The sequence below is a fragment of the Streptomyces sp. NPDC047000 genome (assembly GCF_040644295.1).
Lineage (GTDB): Bacteria > Actinomycetota > Actinomycetes > Streptomycetales > Streptomycetaceae > Streptomyces.
The window spans coordinates 273,225-294,361 of the sequence record NZ_JBEYWE010000003.1; the positions used below are offsets into that span (position 1 = coordinate 273,225).

16 protein-coding genes are annotated in these 21,137 nt (G+C 72.2%); 10 read left to right on the forward strand and 6 right to left on the reverse strand.

The window, feature by feature from the left end:
* Positions 1–80: 80 nt before the first annotated feature.
* From ABZ862_RS07675 to ABZ862_RS07690, 4 genes are all read right to left on the reverse strand, one after another.
* Positions 81–731, reverse strand: coding sequence for a hypothetical protein (locus tag ABZ862_RS07675; protein ID WP_360953889.1), 651 nt, complete (start codon positions 729–731; stop codon positions 81–83).
* A gap of 152 nt (positions 732–883) precedes the next feature.
* Positions 884–3,382: a dolichyl-phosphate beta-glucosyltransferase gene (locus tag ABZ862_RS07680; RefSeq protein ID WP_360953892.1), complete on the reverse strand. Its 2,499-nt coding sequence runs from the start codon at positions 3,380–3,382 to the stop codon at positions 884–886.
* A complete protein-coding gene (locus ABZ862_RS07685) occupies positions 3,379–4,080 on the reverse strand; it encodes a GntR family transcriptional regulator (RefSeq protein WP_360953895.1) in 702 nt (233 codons plus the stop codon). The genes ABZ862_RS07680 and ABZ862_RS07685 overlap by 4 nt, the downstream gene beginning before the upstream one ends.
* A gap of 208 nt (positions 4,081–4,288) precedes the next feature.
* On the reverse strand, positions 4,289–5,671 hold the full coding sequence (locus tag ABZ862_RS07690; protein ID WP_360953898.1) for an aspartate aminotransferase family protein: 1,383 nt from the start codon (positions 5,669–5,671) through the stop codon (positions 4,289–4,291).
* Between the two features lie 224 nt (positions 5,672–5,895).
* On the opposite strand from ABZ862_RS07690, the gene ABZ862_RS07695 reads away from it, so the two are divergent.
* Together ABZ862_RS07695 and ABZ862_RS07700 are read left to right on the forward strand one after the other, a co-directional pair.
* The gene (locus ABZ862_RS07695; protein ID WP_360953901.1) at positions 5,896–8,058 is read left to right on the forward strand and encodes a protein kinase; all 2,163 of its coding nucleotides are present in this window, start codon (positions 5,896–5,898) and stop codon (positions 8,056–8,058) included.
* 146 nt (positions 8,059–8,204) lie between these two features.
* Positions 8,205–9,743: a substrate-binding domain-containing protein gene (locus ABZ862_RS07700; protein ID WP_360953904.1), complete on the forward strand. Its 1,539-nt coding sequence runs from the start codon at positions 8,205–8,207 to the stop codon at positions 9,741–9,743.
* 205 nt (positions 9,744–9,948) lie between these two features.
* On the opposite strand, the gene ABZ862_RS07705 is transcribed toward ABZ862_RS07700, so the two are convergent.
* Entirely contained in the window at positions 9,949–10,722 is a 774-nt protein-coding gene (locus ABZ862_RS07705) for an SLATT domain-containing protein (RefSeq protein ID WP_360953907.1), read from the reverse strand.
* 429 nt (positions 10,723–11,151) lie between these two features.
* Here ABZ862_RS07705 and ABZ862_RS07710 point away from each other — a divergent pair, with 429 nt between their 5' ends.
* The 7 genes from ABZ862_RS07710 to ABZ862_RS07740 all read left to right on the forward strand — a co-directional run bounded on the left by ABZ862_RS07710 (position 11,152) and on the right by ABZ862_RS07740 (position 18,085).
* Positions 11,152–11,493 (forward strand): YbaB/EbfC family nucleoid-associated protein, encoded by a 342-nt coding sequence (locus ABZ862_RS07710; RefSeq protein ID WP_360954518.1) that lies wholly within the window; start codon positions 11,152–11,154, stop codon positions 11,491–11,493.
* A 55-nt stretch (positions 11,494–11,548) separates the two neighbouring features.
* Positions 11,549–12,148, forward strand: a complete 600-nt coding sequence (recR, locus tag ABZ862_RS07715; protein WP_360953910.1) for a recombination mediator RecR — start codon at positions 11,549–11,551, stop codon at positions 12,146–12,148.
* Between the two features lie 7 nt (positions 12,149–12,155).
* Positions 12,156–12,833 carry a DUF5063 domain-containing protein gene (locus ABZ862_RS07720; RefSeq protein WP_360954521.1) on the forward strand — a complete coding sequence of 226 codons (678 nt, stop codon included), beginning with the start codon at positions 12,156–12,158 and terminating at the stop codon, positions 12,831–12,833.
* Positions 12,834–13,021: 188 nt separating this feature from the next.
* The gene (locus tag ABZ862_RS07725; protein WP_360953913.1) at positions 13,022–14,299 is read left to right on the forward strand and encodes an aspartate kinase; all 1,278 of its coding nucleotides are present in this window, start codon (positions 13,022–13,024) and stop codon (positions 14,297–14,299) included.
* Positions 14,299–15,357 carry an aspartate-semialdehyde dehydrogenase gene (locus ABZ862_RS07730; protein WP_360953916.1) on the forward strand — a complete coding sequence of 353 codons (1,059 nt, stop codon included), beginning with the start codon at positions 14,299–14,301 and terminating at the stop codon, positions 15,355–15,357. Before ABZ862_RS07725 ends, ABZ862_RS07730 begins: the two co-directional genes overlap by 1 nt.
* Positions 15,358–15,962: 605 nt before the next feature.
* Positions 15,963–16,646 carry a SigE family RNA polymerase sigma factor gene (locus ABZ862_RS07735; RefSeq protein ID WP_360953919.1) on the forward strand — a complete coding sequence of 228 codons (684 nt, stop codon included), beginning with the start codon at positions 15,963–15,965 and terminating at the stop codon, positions 16,644–16,646.
* Complete coding sequence (locus ABZ862_RS07740) at positions 16,643–18,085, forward strand: hypothetical protein (protein ID WP_360953922.1); 1,443 nt, start codon at positions 16,643–16,645, stop codon at positions 18,083–18,085. Before ABZ862_RS07735 ends, ABZ862_RS07740 begins: the two co-directional genes overlap by 4 nt.
* Before the next feature lie 31 nt (positions 18,086–18,116).
* Here ABZ862_RS07740 and ABZ862_RS07745 read toward each other — a convergent pair whose 3' ends face one another.
* Positions 18,117–18,947 carry an SURF1 family protein gene (locus ABZ862_RS07745; protein WP_360953925.1) on the reverse strand — a complete coding sequence of 277 codons (831 nt, stop codon included), beginning with the start codon at positions 18,945–18,947 and terminating at the stop codon, positions 18,117–18,119.
* A 167-nt stretch (positions 18,948–19,114) separates the two neighbouring features.
* On the opposite strand from ABZ862_RS07745, the gene ABZ862_RS07750 reads away from it, so the two are divergent.
* Positions 19,115–21,001, forward strand: coding sequence for a prolyl oligopeptidase family serine peptidase (locus ABZ862_RS07750; protein WP_360953928.1), 1,887 nt, complete (start codon positions 19,115–19,117; stop codon positions 20,999–21,001).
* Positions 21,002–21,137 lie beyond the last annotated feature (136 nt).

The window sequence follows — 21,137 nt, forward strand, 5'->3', positions numbered from 1 at the left end:
TCGGCCGGAGCGCACCCGGAGACCTCCGAGGCGCTCTTGCGGGTGGCGTGGCGGACCGTGCCGTCAGCTGAAGCGTGCCGTCAGCTGAAGACGATCATGGAGCCCTGGGCCAGGCTGCGGGTCGTCGCCGCGTGGAGGCCCAGCCAGACGTGGCGTTCGCGGGCGAAGGGGCTCGGGTCGTAGGGGGGTGCCGCCGCCGGTTCCTCCAGTTCGGTGGGGGACAGGGGAGGGGCCGGGGCCGCCGGGGGGTTCGCCGGGTCGATGCCGATCGTCGGGGCGACGAGTTCCAGTTCCCGCAGGAGGGTCTGCGAGCTGCCCAGGGGGCCTCCGCCGGCGAGGAGTTCGTCGTTGGAGAGCGGGGCCGGGAAGTCGACCGGGACGTACGCGCCCGCGTGGTCGTAGTGCCAGACCAGGTGGGACTGCTGGGCCGTCGACTCGAACATCTCCAGCAACTGCTCGTAGTCCCCGCCCAGTTCCCCCACCGGCGTCACCGGCAGGCCGCACACCTGGAGGAGGTAGGCCCGCCGCAGGAAATGCAGCGCGTCGTAGTCGAAACCGGCGACCGGGGCCACGTCGCCGGACAGTCCCGGCATGTACTGGTACACCGGCACCGGCGGCAGCCCGTTCTCCGCCAGCGCCTTGTTGTACTGGGCGAGTTCGTCGGCGAAGGGGTTGTCCGGGGTGTGGCACAGCACGTCCACGAGCGGTACCAGCCAGAGGTCACAGGCCAAAGGGTCTCGTCTCCTCGCATAGCGCGCGGTGCGCGGGCGCGCACGGTGGTCAGGGAAGCGTAGACGGTGCGATGCGGGTCGTGCGGTGCGAGTGGTGCGGTGCGAGTGGTGCGGTGCGGGTCGTGCGGTGTGCCGGTGCGGGCGGCTTGCGGTCAGTTCTGCTCGTGCAGGTCCCATACCCACACCCCGCCCGTCCACCTACCAGGACGGCCCACCAGCTTTTCCACCGCCTGCCGCAGCGCGTCGTCGTGCGGCTGCGGTGCCACCACCAGTGCTCCCGCCTTCCAGTACGCGAAGTCCCGCCTGGCCTGGGCCTGCCAGTTCTTGCCGATCGTCGGGACCACGCCCGTGTAGCGGACGTCGCGCAGCATGTTGGAGGTGTAGCGGGGGGAGGCGCCGTAGATGCCGATGTGGTCCTCGCCGTAGGGGCCGTTGAAGTAGCCGCCGGGGAGCTTGAAGCCCAGGTCCGCCTCCGTCTGCCAGTGCAGGGCCTCCGCCGCGCCCGGGTCGGGCAGCGGGACCGGGACGAGGGACTCGCCGTCACGGACGTACGACTTCCACATGCCGGCCGTGATGAAGGAGGGCACGGGGGTGCGGTCCACCGCCTTCAGGGGCGCCGGGACGATCGGGATGACCGCCAGGGAGACCGCCAGCAGGCCCACGTACTGCGTGCCCGGCTTGCGGGTCGCCGCCAGCCGGTCCACCGCGAGTGCCAGCAGCATGCCCAGCGCCGGGGCGCACACCATCGCCACCCGGCCCTCGATCACCGACTCGAAGAGCGGCTTGTGCGCCAGCAGGGCCCACGGGCCCGGGAAGACGATGTCCGTGCGGGGGATGCGGAAGGACGGGCCGAGGGAGAGGAGGGCCGCGGCGGCGACCGTGAACGCCAGCGCCTTCACCAGCGCCCGGTCCCACAGGCGTACGGTCACGCCCACGGCCAGGATCAGCAGGGGCCAGCCGTAGAAGGCGTTCTGCTCGGTGGGGTTCAGGGACAGCGCGTTCGCCTGCGTGGCGTCGCCCGCGACCATCGAGCGTTCCGCGAACGAGATCAGCGCCAGCGGGCTGTTGCCCGCGTTGTCGCCGTGCAGGACGCTCCCGTAGCTCTGCGGGCCCGCGAACTGCCAGTACAGGGGGAACGCGATCACCGGGAGGCAGACCGCCCCGGCCAGTGCCAGTCCCCGCAGCAAGGGCCGCCACGCCGCTCTCGCCGTCTTCGGGCGGGCCGCCGCGTACGCCAGGGCGAAGAGCAGCATGCCGAGCGCCGCCAGGAGCAACGGCTCCTCGCCCAGAAAGATCTGATAGGCCGTCAGTAAGCCCAGGACGACACCGTCGCGCCGTACGTCCGTGCCCTCGCACAGGCGCAGCGCCCGCTCGATGATCAGCGGGACCATGAAGAGGATCACGAAGTTCGGGTGCGCGTTGGCGTGGCTCACCATCGGCGGGGCGAAGGCGGCGAGGGACGCGCCGGCGAAGGCCGCGGACCGGCGGCTCACCACCCGCCGCACGATCAGCCGGTACCACGCCACCGCCGTCACCGCGAGGCCCAGCGTCATGCACAGGCTCAGCGCGACCGCCGGGCCGAAGGCGAGGGTGAGGGGCGCGAACGGCACCGACAGGCCCAGCATGACCGTGTTGGCCATGAGGTTCACGCCGTCGGGAAAGCCCTGGAGGTCGGTGAAGAGCGGGTTGTGCAGGTGGGCGACGTTGTCCGCCGTCACCGCGAAGAACCACTCCCACTGGTTCTGGTCCTGGAGGGAGTCGGGGAGGTAGCGGTGGGCCGGGTCGAAGAAGCGGCCCGAGTACAGGGCCACCGCCATCAGCAGGAACAGCACCGCCACCAGGACGTCCGCCGGCCGCAGCGTCGGCCGTGGCTCCCGCGGCCCTGTCTCCCGCAGTCGTGTCACCCGCAGCCGTATCAGCTCCGCGAGGACACGGCCGTAGTCCAGCGGCCGTACCTTCGAGCCGGACTGGTGCGACCAGCGCACCGGGACCTCCGTGATCGGCCAGCCGGCGCGGTGGAAGTGCTGGAGCACCTCGACATCGATTCCCCAGCCGTCCAGCCGGGACGCGGCGAACGCCGTACGCGCCCGCTCGCCGTCGAACAGTTTGAAACCGCACTGCGTGTCCCGGACGCCCGGCACCGCGACCGCGCGTATCAGTACGTTCCCGGCCCTGCCCAGCAGTTCGCGCAGCCGGTGCTGGTGCCGGTCGATCCTCGCGCCCGGCACCGAACGCGAGCCGATCGCCGCCGCGCCGCCCTGCTCCAGCTCCTTGTCGAGGTGCTCCAGCTCCTCGATCGGCGCGGCCAGGTCGGCGTCCGTGACCAGGACCCGCCGCCCACGCGTCGCCGCCACCCCCAGGCGCAGCGCGCTGCCCTTGCCCCGGTTGTGCGGACTGGTGACCAACTGCACCCGCGGGTCCCTGCGGGCGGTGACCACCTCGCGCGTGCCGTCGGTCGAGCCGTCGTCGGCGACCACGACCTCCCAGCTCGCCCAGCGGCTCTGGCTGTCCCGCAGATACCCGGTGATCGCGTCGAGCGTCGGGCCGAGCCGCTCCTGCTCGTTGTACGCGGGCACGACGACCGACAGCTCGACCGTGCCCTCACCCCTGCGCTCCCGGACCGTCCCCTGTGCCTCCACCGGCCCGCTCACCGGGCCGCCAGCCGCTCGACGAGCTCCAGCGAGTGGGCGTTGTACTCCGTCACGATCTCCCGCGCCCCCACCGCGTCCCCGTGCGCCAGCGCGTCCACCAGGTCGGTGTGCCGCGCCCACAGCTCGCCGCGCAGATCCGGCAGCTTGCGCAGATGCTGCACCGCGCACACCCATGACTGGACGCGCAGCCGGTGCAGGAAGTCGGCCAGAAACGGATTGCCGAACAGAATGCTCAACTCGCGCCAGAAACGGAGGTCGTAGCCGATCAGCACGGTCAGGTCACCGGCGGTGGCGGCGCGCTGCGCCTCCTCGCCGCGCCGGCGCACGCCGGCCAGGGCGGCCACGGACGCCGGCCGGCCGAGGTCCTTGAACGCCGGGTGCCCGGCCGCGAGCGCGTGGAACATACCGTCGGTGACCAGGCTGCGTGCCTCGATGAGGCCCCGGTAGTCGTCCACCGAGTACTCCGTGACCCGGAACCCGCGGTGCTGGTCGGCCTCCAGCAGGCCCTGCGCCGACAGGTCGACCAGGGCTTCCCGGACGGGTGTCGCCGAGACCCCGTACTGCTCGGCGATCTCCTTGACCGTGAACTCCTGGCCCGGTTGCAGACGCCCGGCCAGCACCTCGTCGCGGAGCGCGTCCGCGATCTGCTGCCGCAGCGTGCTGCGGGTCACGGCAGCGTTGCCGGTGGAGCCGGACATGGTCGGAGGGTCCCCCTTGCGCGTGCGAGTGGCGTGCCTGCGTATATGTCTACGGGCACGCCACCTTACGCGTTCGGCTTCCCGACCCGGCAGTTACGGTGTCACATCCGGCTACCGGCGACATCCGGGGTCACAGACGGTGTCACGTCCCGGATCCCACCGGTCACAGGCGGTGTCCCGTCCGGGGCCGCACCGGTCCCGGGGGCCGTCACACCGTGTGCGCGTCGGCCGCCGTCAGCGCCGTGTCCAGGGCCGCCAGGCCCTCCTTGAGCTCCTCCTCCGTCACATTGCACGGCGGGACCACATGCGTCCGGTTCATGTTGACGAAGGGCCACAGTCCCTCCTTCTTCGCCGCCGCCGCGAACGCCGCCATCGGGGCGTTCGCCTCGCCCGTCGCGTTGTACGGCACCAGGGGTTCCCGGGTCGTACGGTCGCGCACCAGCTCCAGGGCCCAGAACATGCCGACGCCACGCACCTCGCCCACACTGGGGTGCCGTTCCGCCAGGTCGCGCAGCCCGGGTTCCAGGACGGTGGCGCCGAGCCGTGCCGCGTTCTCGACGACGCCCTCCTCCGCCATCACCCCGAGCGTCGCCACGGCGGCCGCGCAGGCCAGCGGGTGGCCGGAGTACGTCAGCCCGCCGGGGTAGGGCCGCTTGCCGAAGGTCTCGGCGATCGCCGCCGAGATGGCCACGCCACCCAGCGGGACGTAGCCCGAGTTCACGCCCTTGGCGAAGGTCATCAGGTCCGGTACGACGCCGGACAGGTCGGCCGCGAACCACTCGCCGGTCCGCCCGAACCCCGCCATCACCTCGTCCAGCACGAACACGATGCCGTACTTGTCGCACAGCTCCCGCACCCCGGCCAGATAGCCGGGCGGCGGCACCATGATCCCGGCGGTGCCGGGGATCGTCTCCAGGATGACCGCGGCGATCGTCCCGGGCCCCTCGAAGGTGATCGTCGTCTCCAGGTGTTCCAGGGCCCGCGCGCACTCCTGCTCCTCCGTCTCCGCGTAGAAACGGGAGCGGTAGAGGAACGGTGCCCAGAAGTGGACGACTCCGGCGCTGCCGCTGTCCGACGCCCAGCGGCGCGGGTCTCCGGTGAGGTTGATCGCCTGCTGGGTGCCGCCGTGGTACGACCGGTACGCCGACAGCACCTTCGGCCGCCCGGTGTGCAGCCGCGCCATGCGGATCGCGTGCTCCACGGCGTCGGCGCCGGCGTTGGTGAAGAAGATCTTGTCCAGGTCGCCGGGTGTGCGCTCGGCGATCAGCCGGGCCGCCTCGGAGCGTGCCTCGATCGCGAAGGCGGGCGCGAACGTCGTCAGGCGCGCGGCCTGCTCCTGTATCGCGGCGACGACCTTCGGGTGCTGGTAGCCGATGTTCGTGTAGACGAGGCCGCTGGTGAAGTCGAGGTAGCGGTTGCCGTCGTAGTCCCAGAAGTACGAGCCCTCGGCACCGGCGACGGCGAGCGGGTCGATGAGCTCCTGCGCGGACCAGGAGTGGAACACGTGCGCACGGTCCGCGGCCTTGACGGCGGCACCCGCGGCGGGGTCGGGCTGGACGGCGGCAGCGGCGGCTGGCTGGTTCTGGGTCATGCGGGCGAGCGTAGGCGCGTCGGCGGCGGGGGCGGTATGGGCGTCCTGTCTGAGGTACGGGGGTTTCCGCGACAGACTGTCGACGGGGCGGGATCCGTGCGGGCGGCCGAGGACGTCACCGGGGACGTCACCGGGGGCGGCCCGACCGCTTCGCGTACGGATCTTCGTACGACCCCACTATTCTTCGGCCATTGCACCTCAAGGGGGGAAAGGCGGGCGCAGCCATGGAGAAGCTGGGGCCGGAGGATCCGCGGTGGATCGGGGCGTACCGGCTGCTGGCGCGGCTGGGCGCGGGCGGCATGGGGTACGTGTACCTGGCCCGGTCGGAACGGGGCCGTACCGTCGCCGTGAAGCTGGTGCGCGAGGAACTCGCCCGGCAGGAGGAGTTCCGCGCCCGTTTCCGCCAGGAGGTGCAGGCCGCGCGGCGCGTCGGCGGTTACTGGACCGCGCCCGTCCTGGACGCCGACACCGAGGCCCCGGTGCCCTGGGTGGCCACCGGTTATGTCGCCGGGCCCAGCCTCCAGCAGGTCGTCGGGCACGACCACGGGGCGCTGCCCGAGCGGTCGGTACGGATACTGGCCGCCGGTCTCGCGTACGCCCTCCAGGACGTCCACGCCGCCGGGATCGTCCACCGCGACCTCAAGCCGTCCAACGTGCTCGTCACCATCGACGGCCCCCGTGTCATCGACTTCGGTATCGCCCGTGCCCTGGAGACGGTGGCCGACGGCGGGCTGACCCGCACCGGCGCGCTGGTCGGCTCGCCCGGCTTCATGGCGCCCGAGCAGGTGCGCGGTGACCGCATCACCCCGGCGTGCGACGTCTTCTGCCTCGGCTCCGTGCTCGCCTACGCCGCCACCGGCAAGCTGCCCTTCGGTGCCGCCAACAGCGCGGTGCACGCCCTGATGTTCCGGATCGCGCAGGAGGAAGCCGACCTCACGGGCCTGCCCGAGGGGCTCCGCGACCTCGTACGGGACTGTCTGCGCAAGGACCCCGCCGCCCGCCCCGCCCTCGGTGACATCCTCGCCCGCACGGGCGCCGGGGACACGGTCGCCGACGGCCGCTCCCGCGACCCGTGGCTGCCGGGCGCCCTGGTGGCGCAGCTGGGGCGGCACGCGGTACGGCTGCTGGAGACGGAGAACCCGGAGGGCACGGAGGGGGAGGGGCTGCCCGTTCCGGAGGAGGCCGCCGGGAGCGGCGGGAGCACGTCCGGGACCCCCGGTTCCGGGCCGCCGGACGGCGCTGCGGCGCCTGCCGGGCCGTCGCTCACCAAAACCGCCAAGACACCCACGGGTGCTGCCGCTGCCGCTGCCGGGCCCGGGGCTGGAGCCGGACCTGAGCCCGGACCTGAGACCGGACCCGAATCCGCGGCGGAACCCGCACCCGCACCCGCCGTCACTCCTGCGGCCGAAGGAGCCGGTGAGGCAGCCGCCGCCCCCGCCACCGTCCCGGCCGCCGGCTGGGTCCAGGGTCCCGCGAACCCCAGCTCCCCCATGCCGCTCCCGCCCGCCCCGCCGGGCGAGGCGCCCACCGCCCACCTCCCCACCGTGGTGGCAGGCCGGACACCCCCGCAGCTCCCGGCGCAGCCCCCCGCGTACGGCTACCCGCAGCCCCAGCCGCCGGCCCCCGCGTACGGCTACCCCCAGCCTCCGGCCCAGGCCCCGTACGGTCCGTACGGCACCCCGGGCACCCCCGGCGCCTTCGGCCCGACCCCGCCGTACGGTGCGACCGCGCCCTACGGCCCCACTCCCCCCTACGGCCCCGCCCCCTTCGGAACGCCCCCCGCCCCCGAGCCGCCCCGCCGCACCGGGCGTTCCACCGCGTTGCTCGTCGTGATGGCCCTGGTCGTCGCGCTCGGCGCCGGAGGCGCGGTGTACGCCCTGATGCAGCGCGGCGGCACCGACGACAAGGGCGACGGTCCCGCCCGCGACGCCACCGCCACGGCCCCGACCACCCCCGGAACCTCCACCACCACACAGCCGGAGTCCCCGTCCCCGTCCCCGTCCGCTTCGCCCTCCCCCTCGGAGTCCGACGGTCCGGTCCCGGCCGGGTACCTGGGCACCTGGACGACGACGATCGACAACGCCGCCGGGCACAGCACCCGCGAACTGACCATCGCCCAGGGTGCGGTGGGCGACACGGTGCTCAGCCTCGTCGCCGACGGCCCGACCTCCGGCGGCGGCAGCTACCACTGCGTGTTCGAGGCGCCGCTGGCCCAGGAACCGGATGGCACGGGGCCGTTGGAGATCGGCCCGTCGACCGTCGCCTCGGGCCCGTCGGGATCGTGCACCCCGGGTGCGGCCAGCGAGGTCAGCCTGCTGCCGGACGGCAGCCTGCAACGCGTGAGCAGCGACAACGGCGCGAAACTGGTCTACAGCAAGGTCAACTGAGCGCCGAAACAGGCAATGTGACGGTACATCACACATTGCTCGCCGTAACGTCACCCGGAGTTCGCCCACCGGCTCCGTGACGTCCCCGGTTCCTCACCTAGGGTGACCGGACCATCCGGATCCGGGGAGTTGCGGGGGCACCCACCATGGACTGGCTGAGCCCGGAGAACGTCGTCGCCGTGGGCACCGCGCTGCTCGGCATCGTGGCGTCCGTCGTGATGGTCTGGTACGAGCGGCGGGTGCCGCGCCGCAAGAGGATCGGTTACCGCGTCCAGATGGACAGCCCGATCGGCGGCAACACCCGCTCCGGGCGCCCCAACCGCCGTATCGGCGTGTTCGACGAGATGGAGGGCATGGCGGACGCCACCCTCGTCCTGCTGCGCATCGAGAACGACGGCTCGCTCAGCATCGGCCGCGACGACTACACCAGCCCCGGACCGCACGGTCTGACCGCGGTGTTCACCGACCGCACGGTGCGCGGCGTCTCGGTCACCCAGCCGATCGATGTCGACCATCTGACGGACCACTTCGCCCCGGACCGCGGCTTCGGCTACGAGGGCAGCACCCTGCGCATCCCGCGCGTCCCGCTCAACCACGGCGACCACTTCAAGCTGCTGGTGCTGCTGACCGGCGGTGACGTGGGCCGCGAGATCCGGCTCAACGGCGGCATCAACGGGGGCGAGGTGCACGCCAACCGCAGCGCGACGCCCGACGACACGCCGCCCGTCTTCAGCCGCGCCGCCCGCATCATCACCGTCGTGCTCACGGCCTGCGTCCTCGTCCTCGCCGGGATCGTCGTGTTCCGCGACGACAACCCGCCCCCGGTGGGCTGCGAGCGGGGCAGCCTGACGGTCACCGGTTCGACCGCGTTCGCACCGGTCGTCAGGGAGGCGGCGCAGAAGTACGAACACGACTGCGAGGGCTCCTCGATCACCGTCGACCCGCACGGCTCCACGGCCGGGGTACGCGAACTCACCACCGCCGGCGCCCGGTCGGCGAAGGCATCACCGCCCCTGATCGCCCTGTCCGACGGGCCGAAACCCGAGGGGCTGCCGCAACTGCGGGAGAACAGGGTGGCGGTGTCGGTGTTCGCCCTCGTCGTCGACGACGACGTCCCGCTGACCAACCTGACCCTGACGGACGTACGGCGGCTGTACGCGGGGCAGATCACCAACTGGAAGCAGCTGGGCGGCCCCGACCTGGAGGTGCACCTGGTCAGCCGGGACGCCAACTCCGGTACCCGGCAGGTGTTCCAGCGCCGGGTGCTGGCCCGCAACGAGATCGCCAACTCGTCGGTCGACTGCGTCCACCAGGACGACCCGTCGGCCCCGGTGATCCGCTGCGAGCTGGACTCCACCGACCAGGTGCTCGCCCAGGTGGCCAGGCTCCCCGGAGCCGTCGGCTACAGCGAGCTGAACCTCGCGACCCGGGCGCCCGGTCTGCGCGTCCTCGACATCGACGGCGACCCGCCGTCCGCCGACGCCATCGAGCACGGCACGAGCACCTACCCATACCGCGAGATCGAGTACGCCTACACCTACGGCCGTCCGCCCGCCGACTCCCTGGTGTCCAGCTTCCTCACCTACCTCACCCGGGGCAGCGGCCAGGACGTCATCCGCACCCACGGCCACATCCCGTGCTGGACCCCGGAGGGCATGACCCTCTGCGGCGGCCCACAACCGTGACCGGCCCCCGGAGCCTCAGCCGGTCCCCCCCCGGAAGCCGGTCGTGCCCCCACGACGTGGTGCAAGGGATCAAACAGTGCGCGTTCCGGTTCGAGGCCCAGGGCGATCTCAGCGGGGACCCCGGCCGGGGAAACGTCCCGGTGAGGCGGCCAGGACGCCGTCCGGAAGCCCGTGGGCGGTCCCCGCAGCCGTCACGTGCCCCTGCTCACCGAGGCTCCGGTGGCCGCTGGCGGGGCATGTTGGGGCGGGCCGCGTTGAGGGGACCGCTGTAGCGGCCGGGGGCGGCGGAGCCGTCCTGCCGTCCTCCGGCGGAGACCGCCGACTGGAGGCCCATCGGCGCGGGACCGGTCCGGAACTCGACCATCCAGTCGGCCGTCTCCGAGCGCACCAGCTCCGTCACGTCCTCGGAGAACCGGCGCAGCACCCCCAGGCACCGCTCGGCCGCCTCGCCCGCGGTGCCCTCCGCGGGGCCCAGTACCTCCCGCACACTCTCCGAGGCCCAGTCGAACTGGAGCATCTGTAGCCGGCGCTGCACGGCCTGCGCGGTGGCCACGTTCCGCATCCAGCCGGACGTCACCCCGAAGAAGCGGTCCCCGGCCACGCACGCCCCCGCCGTCAGCAGCGCCAGATATCCCCAGGGGGCCGTCCCGCCGACCAGGCCGGTCAGATCGAGCAGCGGCAGCGCCGCGCCCACCACCGTCCCCACGGCGGCGCCGCCCCGCAGCAGCCGGGCGAACCGCCGCTTCCACACGCGGTCCGCGAGGTACCAGGCCGCGGTCTCCAGCGCGCCCCGCTCCACCCACCGGTAGAGCTCGTCGAGCCGCTCGGCGGGCTCGCCCCAGTCGCCGAGAGGGAGCGCCCGCCCGGTCAGATCACCCGGCGGCGGCCCGGCCGGGACCTCGTGCCGCCCGCCCGGCCCGTCCCGGTCGCCCCGGTCGTCCTGACGCGGACCCTCGGGCTGCATCTCCGGCTGACCCACCCGGCACTCCCTACTGACCACGACACTGACCACGACCCGGCACCGGCCGCGACCCGAACCGGCCGACTGCGACGACGCGCGCGTCTTTCCTACCGCCCAATGGGTGGCTGAGCGGACGCCTCCACGGCCGTTCCGCCCGCAAGTGGGCCTTGATCAGGTAGAGGGCGACCGCCGGTCTCACCCGAAAGAGTGACGCCGCGATGCCGTGGTGGACCACGTAGGCTCGTCCACGAAGCGCAACAGGAAGCGCACGACGAAGCACAGCAGCAGGCACAGCAGCAAGCGCAGCAGCAAGCACGACAGGAAGCGCGGCACAGCACGACGAGGAACCGCGTGCAACCGCACCTCGACCGCATCCGTCTCCCCGTGACGACGGAGGACCGCATCCGTCTCCCCCGTGGCGACGGAAGAAGAGAGCAGGAGCTGATCGTGATTCCCGGTGGTGGCCAGCCCAACATGCAGCAGCTGCTCCAGCAGGCCCAGAAGATGCAGCAGGATCTGGCGCGTGCGCAGGAGGAGCTGGCGAACACGGAGGTCGACGGCCAGTCGGGCGGCGGTCTGGTGAAGGCCACGGTCACCGGGGCCGGTGAGCTGCGCGGCCTGGTGATCGACCCGAAGGCGGTGGACCCGGAGGACACCGAGACCCTCGCCGACCTGATCGTCGCGGCGGTCCAGGCGGCCGGCCAGAACGCCCAGAACCTCCAGCAGCAGAAGCTCGGACCGCTGGCCCAGGGCCTGGGCGGCGGCGGTATCCCCGGTCTGCCTTTCTAAGACGGGCCGCGGGCATCTACGGTACGTACCGTAAGACTTCAGGAAGGGCAGTCCGTTGTACGAAGGCGTGGTCCAGGACCTCATCGACGAGCTGGGGCGGCTGCCCGGCGTCGGTCCCAAGAGCGCGCAGCGGATCGCCTTCCACATCCTCCAGGCCGAGCCCACGGACGTGCGGCGTCTGGCGCAGGCCCTCCTGGAGGTGAAGGCGAAGGTCCGCTTCTGCGCGGTGTGCGGGAACGTCGCGCAGGAGGAACGGTGCGGCATCTGCCGTGACGCGCGCCGGGACCAGACGGTCATCTGCGTGGTGGAGGAGCCGAAGGACGTCGTCGCGGTCGAGCGGACGCGCGAGTTCCGGGGCCGCTACCACGTACTGGGCGGCGCGATCAGCCCGATCGAGGGGGTCGGCCCGGACGACCTGCGGATCAGGGAACTCCTGGCCCGTCTCGCCGACGGCACGGTCACCGAGCTGATCCTCGCCACGGACCCCAATCTGGAGGGCGAGGCCACCGCCACGTATCTCGCCCGCATGATCAAACCCATGGGCCTCAAGGTCACCCGCCTGGCCAGCGGCCTCCCGGTGGGTGGCGACCTGGAATACGCGGACGAGGTGACCCTCGGCCGCGCCTTCGAGGGGAGACGACTCCTAGATGTCTGACGCCACGATGTCCGACGCCACGCTGCACTCCGCGACGCAGGACCCGAACGACTTCGCGGTCCAGATCGCCGACCAGATCGAGAGCTTCCTGGTGGCCGTGGGGGAGGTCGCCAAGGGCGACGAGCCGGACTCGGCGATCCCCTTCCTCCTCCTGGAGGTCTCCCAGCTGATGCTGGCCGGCGGCCGTCTCGGCGCGCACGAGGACATCGTCCCCGACGAGCGCTACGAGCCCGACCTGGGCCCCGAGCAGGACGTCGACGACCTGCGCGAGAACCTGGCGCGGCTGCTGGAGCCGATCGACGTCTACTCCGAGGTCTTCGACCCCTACGAGCCCCGCAAGGCCCCGGTACCGGCCCGGATCTCGGACGACCTCGCGGACGTCGTCGCCGACCTGCGCCACGGCATGGCCCACTACCGTGCGGGCCGGGTCACCGAGGCCCTGTGGTGGTGGCAGTTCTCCTACTTCTCCAACTGGGGCTCCACCGCCTCCGCCACCCTGCGCGCCCTGCACTCCCTGCTGGCCCACGTCCGTCTCGACCAGCCGTTGCAGGAGCTGGACGGCCTCGACACCGACCAGTCCCCGATGGGCGACGAGACCCTGGAGTTCGAGGCGGGCGAGGTCATGGCGGAGGAGATCGCCGGCCCGCTGGGCCTGCGCGAGGCGAACCACGCCGACCACCGCTGACGCACCGTGTGCGCCGCACCGGCCCGGTGCGGCGCCCGCAGGGCCTTCCACGTCGGGCGACTGTGGAGAACCTGGCGGACCGCCGGAGGCAGGACGTCCGGAATCTCACGATGCGGCAGCGTGGAGGGCCGTTCCGGCCGCGCTCGATAGACTGAGTCCGCAAGAGACGGACTGAGCGAGGAGCGCACGTGGGCCTGGTCGTGCAGAAGTACGGAGGCTCATCCGTAGCCGATGCCGAGGGCATCAAGCGCGTCGCCAAGAGGATCGTGGAAGCGAAGAAGAACGGCAACCAGGTGGTTGTCGTCGTTTCCGCGATGGGCGACACGACGGACGAGCTGATCGATCTCGCCGGGCAGGTGTCCCCGATGCCTGCCGGGCGCGAGTTCGACATGCTGCTGACCGCCGGAGAGCGGATCTCCATGGCCCTGCTGGCCATGGCGATCAAGAACCTGGGCCACGAGGCCCAGTCGTTCACCGGCAGCCAGGCAGGTGTCATCACCGACTCGGTCCACAACAAAGCGCGGATCATCGACGTCACGCCGGGCCGGATCAGGAAGGCGCTCGACGAGGGCAACATCGCCATCGTCGCCGGTTTCCAGGGCGTCTCGCAGGACAAGAAGGACATCACCACGCTCGGCCGTGGCGGGTCCGACACCACGGCCGTGGCGCTGGCCGCCGCCCTCGACGCCGAGGTGTGCGAGATCTACACCGACGTCGACGGCGTCTTCACCGCCGACCCGCGGGTCGTGAAGAAGGCGAAGAAGATCGACTGGATCTCCTTCGAGGACATGCTGGAGCTCGCCGCCTCCGGGTCCAAGGTGCTGCTGCACCGCTGTGTGGAGTACGCGCGCCGTTACAACATCCCGATCCACGTCCGCTCCTCCTTCAGCGGTCTTCAGGGCACGTGGGTCAGCAGCGAGCCGATCGAGCAAGGGGACAAGCAGGTGGAGCAGGCCATCATCTCCGGTGTCGCGCACGACATCTCCGAGGCCAAGATCACGGTCGTCGGTGTGCCCGACAAGCCCGGTGAGGCCGCGGTCATCTTCCGTACGATCGCCGATGCCGAGATCAACATCGACATGATCGTGCAGAACGTGTCCGCCGCGGCCACCGGCCTGACGGACATCTCCTTCACCCTGCCGAAGGCCGAGGGCCGCAAGGCCATCGACGCGCTGGAGAAGAACCGCGGCGGCATCGGCTTCGAGTCGCTGCGCTACGACGACCAGATCGCCAAGATCTCCCTCGTCGGCGCCGGTATGAAGACGAACCCCGGTGTCACCGCCGACTTCTTCACCGCGCTGTCCGACGCCGGTGTGAACATCGAGCTGATCTCGACCTCCGAGATCCGTATCTCGGTCGTCACCCGCGCCGACGACGTCAACAACGCCGTCCGTGCCGTGCACACCGCCTTCGGGCTGGACTCCGACAGCGACGAAGCGGTCGTCTACGGAGGCACCGGACGCTGATGTCGCGCACCGGACGGCCGACCCTCGCGGTCGTGGGGGCGACCGGAGCCGTCGGTACCGTGATGCTGGGCATCCTGTCCCACCACGCGGACATCTGGGGCGAGATCAGGCTGATCGCCTCGCCGCGCTCGGCCGGCCGCAAGCTGGCCGTGCGCGGCGAACAGGTCGAGGTGGCGGCGCTCACCGAGGAGGCTCTGGACGGCGTCGACGTCGCGATGTTCGACGTGCCGGACGAGGTCGCCGCCCGGTGGGTGCCCGTCGCCGCCGCCAGGGGCGCGGTGGTCGTGGACAACTCGGCCGCCTTCCGGATGGACCCGGACGTGCCGCTGGTCGTGCCCGAGGTCAACCCGCACGCGGCGCGCCGCCGCCCGCGCGGCATCATCGCCAGCCCCAACTGCACCACGCTGTCGATGATCGTCGCCCTGGGCGCGCTGCACGCCGAGTTCGGGCTGCGTGAACTGGTGGTGTCGTCGTACCAGGCCGTCAGCGGCGCCGGGCAGGACGGCGTGGCGACGCTGCGCCGCCAGCTGTCCCTGGTCGCGGGCACGGAGCTGGGCACCGGACCCGGTGACCTGCGGCGGGTGGTCGGGGACGACACCGGGCCGTTCCCGGAGCCGGTCGCGCTCAACGTCGTACCGTGGGCCGGATCGCTGCGGGCGGACGGCTGGTCGTCGGAGGAGATGAAGGTGCGGGACGAGTCCCGCAAGATCCTCGGACTGCCCGGCCTGCCGGTCGCGGTCACCTGCGTCCGCGTCCCGGTGGTGACCGCGCACTCCCTCACCGTCCACGCCCGGTTCCAGCGGAAGGTCACCGTCGACGGTGCCCGCGAGATCCTCGCCACGGCGCCCGGGGTGGTCCTGTTCGACGACCCGGCGGCCGGGGAGTTCCCCACTCCCGCCGACGTGGTGGGCACCGATCCGGCCTGGGTCGGCCGGCTGCGGCGGGCCCTCGACGACCCGGCGGCGCTCGAACTCTTCGTGTGCGCGGACAATTTGCGCAAGGGCGCGGCTCTCAACACCGCGCAGATCGCGGAACTGGTGGCGGCCGAATTGCGGTGAGGGACCGTCAGCGGAGGAAAAGCCCTGGCCCAAGCCGGATTCATTTGTAGGATCTGTGGGTCGGATGTGAATCGGTTGATGTTCTGATCGGTTGGTCCGAAGATTTTTTTCCTGCCCTCCGCAACCGCGCGCGGGACGGGGAGCGTCTTTGCGATAGCCCTGCGGGGCCGTTGGGGCGTGATGATCCCGGCGTGGGGACGCCGTGATCAGGGCGTGGGGACGCCCGTTCATATGGGACACAGGGGAAGATCGGTCGGTATGGCGGCATTGGCGGCATCGGTGGGTGTGCCCTCGGAGGTGCCGCCGGAGGCCGGGTGTGACGATTCTGCGGGCGTGACCGCATATGTGTGCGTGGGTGATTGCGGCAGAAGCGACGTCAGGTACGGCAGCCGGCACGACAGCGATGTCGTCGGGGACGACAGCGATGTCGTCGGGAACGGCGGCGCGTGCGGGGACAACGGGTACGACGATGGAGGCGTAGGTAACGGGTACGACGACGGGGGCGTAGGCGGCCGACACGGCGGCGGCGGGCACGGCGGGGGATGTCCCGGCAAGGTGATGCGCGGCGCGTACAACCTCCGGGCGGGCAGACGCGTCAAACAGACGTGGCAGAGGTACTCGACTTCAGTGCGGCCCGCGGCCGTACGGCCTTGCGGCCCCGCCCGGTGGCGTTCCGACCCCGCAGACCGGGCGTGCCCGGCGTGCCCGGCGGCATGCCGGTGATCGCCCCCATGCCCGCAGCGCGGCCGGCCCGCGTCCCCAGCCAGCGTGACGCCGCAGACGACACCGTCGTCGCCGGCACCACCGTCGACCACCTCACCGAGACCTACCGGGCGCACTACCGTCAGCTGCTGGGTCTCGCCGCCCTGCTGCTCGACGACACGGCGTCCTGCGAGGACGTCGTCCAGGAGGCGTTCATCCGCGTCCACTCGGCGCGCAAACGCGTCCGGGACCCGGAGAAGACCCTCGCCTATCTGCGCCAGACGGTCGTCAACCTCTCCCGTTCGGCCCTGCGCCGCCGCATCCTCGGCCTGAAGCTGCTGTCCAAGCCGATGCCGGACATGGCCAGCGCCGAGGAAGGCGCCTACGACCAGCTGGAGCGCGACGCGCTGATCAAGGCGATGAAGGGCCTTCAGCGCCGCCAGCGCGAGGTCCTCGTGCTGCGCTACTTCGCCGACATGACCGAGGCCCAGGTGGCCGAGACGCTCGGCATATCGCTGGGCTCGGTGAAGGCGTACGGCTCCCGGGGGATCGCGGCGCTGCGGATCTCCATGGAGGCGCGGGCATGACGGGTGAGGACCAGAGGCGCGACCGCGAGGAGCGGCACGAGCCTCACGCGCCGTACGAGTGGCACGAGCCGATGCACGACGAGCAAGAGCACACGCACACGCACGCTGGGAACAGAACTGTGAACCACGGCCCCGACGATCTCGCCCCCGAGGGGACCGCCCCGGACGGGCGCACCCAGGACGGGGAGAACTCGGCAAGGTCGGACTCGGCCCGGTCGGACTCGGGGGGAACGAGCCCGACCGGGAAGGGTTCCGACGGGGAGGGCTCCGGGGCGACCGCCCCGTTCGGCTTCGCCGGCCTCGGCCTCGTCGGCGGCACCGGACCCGGTGGCACCGGCAGCCACGACGGCCACGGTCTCGACGATCCTGACGGTCGCCTTGACGGACTTGACGGACTTGATGGGCTTGACGACCTGGAACCCGGCGAGCAGGCGCTGCGCGCCCTGCTGCACGGCGCGGTCCAGGACATGCGCCCGCGGGACGGCGCCCTCGACCATCTGCGCCGCGCCGTCCCGGCCCGCCGGGCCCGCAAGCGGCAGGCGGTGATCGGTATGGCGGCCGCCGCGCTCTTCTTCGGCACCGCGATCCCGGCCGTGCTGCACGTCTCGGACGTGACCGGTTCCGGCGCCGACCCGTCGATCGCGGGCAGCAGCTCACAGGCCCAGGGCGGCACGGGGCAGGGCAAGAACCCGGACGGCGGCTCCAGCACCTCCGGCGGCACGGGCGGCCAGAGCAAGGACGACGGCGGCGGCCAGAGCGGTGACACGGGCAAGTCCTCCGGCACCGGTGGCGGTCCGGGCGGCGGCGCGAGCGCCTCGGCCAGCCCGGGTACGGACGTTCCGCTGTGCACGGCGGCGCAGCTGGGCTCGGCGACCTCGACCGTCGCGAGCCCCGATTCCGCGGGCAACGTCTACGGCACCTTCCGGGTCGTCAACGTGTCCGGTACGGCCTGCCGGCTCACCGAGCAGGGCGACGTCGCCACGCTGGCCCAGGGGGCCGCGGACGCCGGCAAGATCACGGTGGTCCGGCACACACCCGGGGACGCGGCGACCGGCCTGTCGGCCTCGCCCGCCGACGGCACGTTCGAGCTGTCGCTCGGTCCCGGTGACACCTACGACGTGCAGTTCGGCTGGGTTCCCTCGGAGACCTGTCCCACCACCGGTGGCGGCACCGGCACGGGGGGTGGCGGAGCCTCGCCGGACCCGTCGCCCTCGACGGAGACCGGAGCCGGAACGGGCGGCGGGACCGGGACGGTCACCTCCAGCGGCACCGGAGGGACGGCGGCCCAGCTGCTCCGCGCGGACGGTACGGCGGACGGCAGTGTCGTGGTGACCTACACGCCGCTCACGGGCTCGCCGGCGGTCTCGGCGACGGTGTCCGGCGCCTGCGCGGGGACGGTCTACCGCACCGGACCGTTCCTGGACGCCCAGACCCCGTAGCCGCTCCACCGCCCACGGAGCCGGGGCCACGCTACGGAGTCGTGGCCACGGCATCCGCACCCGGCCCGGCGCCCGGTTCCGCCGGGTCCGTGTCCGCGTCGTCCTCCGGCACGATCCCCAGTGCCGCGTCCCGGGCGAACTCCACCTCGCGGCGCACCAGCCGGAACCACATGAAGACGACGAAGCCGGCGAAGACGAACCACTCGCCGGTGTAGCCGAGGTTCTGGAACGCCTTGAGGTCGAGCCCCGAGCCCGCGGGCGCTGTGGCGGGTACGGCCTTCATCCCGGAGTCGCCCCGGTCGAGGGTGATCCAGGCGTCGTACAGCCGGTACGGCACGAGGTTGACCAGCGAGGCGGAGCTGATCGCGGCGGTCTGCCCGGCGGGGAGCCCGCTTGCGCCGCTGACCCCGTTGTCGCCGGGCGTCTCGGACGCCTGGAGGGTGCCGGTGACGGTGACCTCGCCGGTGGGCGCGGCGGGTGCCTTCGCCGGGTCGGGGCTGCCGGGCAGCCAGCCGCGGACCACGGGGACGGCCTTGCCGGAGCCGGTGCGCAGCAGGGTGAGGACGTAGAAGCCGGTGCGGTCGTCGAGGGTGCGGTCGGGGACGAGGAGCTGCTTGCCGTACCGGCCGGTGACGGCGGCGCGCTTGCCGGACGTGGCCTTGGTGACGGGCAGCAGGTCCGTCAGCGGTCGCGCGGCCTCGTGGGAGGCGGACGCGATCTGCCGGGTCTGGTCCCGGTGCTCCTGCACCCGGCCCTCGAACCTGCTCAGCTGCCAGGAACCCATGAAGACGCAGAAGGGGATGGCCAGCAGGGTGAAGACGTTGATCCCCCACCAGCGGGGCGTCAGCAGGAACCGGTACACGCGTCAACGGTACGGCCCCGGGGCCGGGCGCCTGGCCCCGGGGTGGGGCCGCGGGGCGGGACCGGACGGCCGTGGCGGCTCCGGATGCCGTTTCCGCTCGGCAAAGTTATCCACAGGCTGTGAAAGCCGTCTCACATGGTGTCGGTCCGACCAGGCAAGATGGCCCCATGACTGAGAGCAACGGATCAGCTCCGCCCGAGCGGGGCGAGAGGAAGCCGGCTGGGCCGGGGGCGCCCGAGATGCCGGACACGCCGGGAATGCCGGACTGGGAGAAGCGCTTCCGGGCGCCGCGGGTGTCGCTGCCCGACTGGGCGGAGGACGCGCCGGAGCGCTCCCTGTTCATGTCGAACGCGACGGGGACGTACGAGCTGTACGCCTGGGACCGCTCGACGGGTGAGCAGCGGCAGGTGACGAAACGGCCGAACGGCACGACGGACGGTGTGCTCTCCCCGGACGGCCGCTGGATCTGGTGGTTCGACGACAAGGACGGCGACGAGTTCGGTGTCTGGCGCCGCCAGCCCTTCGAGGGCGGTCCCGACGAACCGGCCACCCCGGGTCTCGACCCCTCCTACCCGGCGGGTCTGGCCCTGTCGCGGGACGGCAAGGTCGCGGTGGTGGGCCGTTCCACGGACGAGGACGGCACGACGATCCACCTCGCGCGCGTCGGGGAGAACCCCGTCGAGCTGTACCGGCACCGGGAGTCCGCGGGCGTGGGCGATCTGTCGCACGACGGCTCGCTGCTCGCGATCGAGCACACCGAGCACGGCGACGCGATGCATTCGGCGCTGCGCGTGATGCACCTCGACGGTACGACGGTCGCCGAGCTGGACGACACCAGGGGCGGCACCGAGGAACTGGGCCTGGAGGTGCTGGGGTTCGCGCCGGTCGACGGCGACACCCGGCTGCTGATCGGCCACCAGAGGCGTGGCCGCTGGGAGCCGCTGGTGTGGGACGTGGCCACGGGTGAGGAGAGCGACCTGGCGCTCGACCTGCCGGGCGACGTCAGCGCGGAGTGGTGCCCGGACGGCTCCGGACTGCTGGTCGTGCACGGTTTCGAGGCCCGCAGCGAGATGTTCCGCTACGACCTGGCGAGCCGTGAGCTGACGAGTGTCCCGACCCCGCCCGGCTCCCTCTCGGGCGCGACGGCCCGGCCGGACGGCAGCGTGGAGTACCTGTGGTCGTCGTCGGCGGAGCCGTCGGTGGTGCGTTCGACCAGCGGGGACGTGGTGCTGGACCCGCCGGGGATGCGGTCCCCGGGGTCGGTGCCGGTGGAGGACGTGTGGGTGGAGGGCCCCGGGGGCCGTATCCACGCGCTGGTCCAGAAACCGGCCGGGGCGACGGGCCCGCTGCCGACGGTCTTCGACATCCACGGCGGCCCGACCTGGCACGACAGCGACTCCTTCGCGGCGGGCCCGGCGGCCTGGGTCGACCACGGGTACGCGGTGGTGCGGGTCAACTACCGCGGCTCGACCGGCTACGGCCGCGCGTGGACGGACGCCCTGAAGCACCGGGTGGGCCTGATCGAGCTGGAGGACATCGCGGCGGTGCGGGAGTGGGCGGTCGCCTCGGGTCTGGCCGACCCGGCGCGCCTGATCCTCACGGGAGGCAGCTGGGGCGGCTATCTCACGCTGCTGGGCATCGGCGTCCAGCCTCAGGCGTGGGCGCTGGGCATCGCGGCGGTGCCGGTCGCGGACTACGTCACGGCGTACCACGACGAGATGGAAGCCCTCAAGGCCATGGACCGCACGCTGCTGGGCGGCACTCCGGAGGAGGTACCGGAGCGCTTCGAGGCGTCGTCCCCGCTGACGTACGTGGAGGAGGTCAGGGCCCCGGTCTACATCTCGGCGGGCGTCAACGATCCGCGTTGCCCGATCCGCCAGATCGAGAACTACGTCAAGCGCCTGGAGGCGCGGGGCGCGGTCCACGAGGTGTACCGCTACGACGCGGGGCACGGGTCGCTGGTGGTGGACGAGCGGATCAAGCAGGTGCGGCTGGAACTGGACTTCGCGGAGCGGCACCTGGGGAAGGGGGAGCGGACCACTGACGGGGCGTAGGCCGATCCCGGCGGCGAAGGACTGACGGCCGGTGGCCGGTGGCCGGTGGCCGGTGGCCGACGGTCGTGGTCGGTGGCTGGGGGCCGGTGGTCGGCGGTCGTGGTCGGTGGTCGGTGGACGTTGCCGGGGGCGGTGG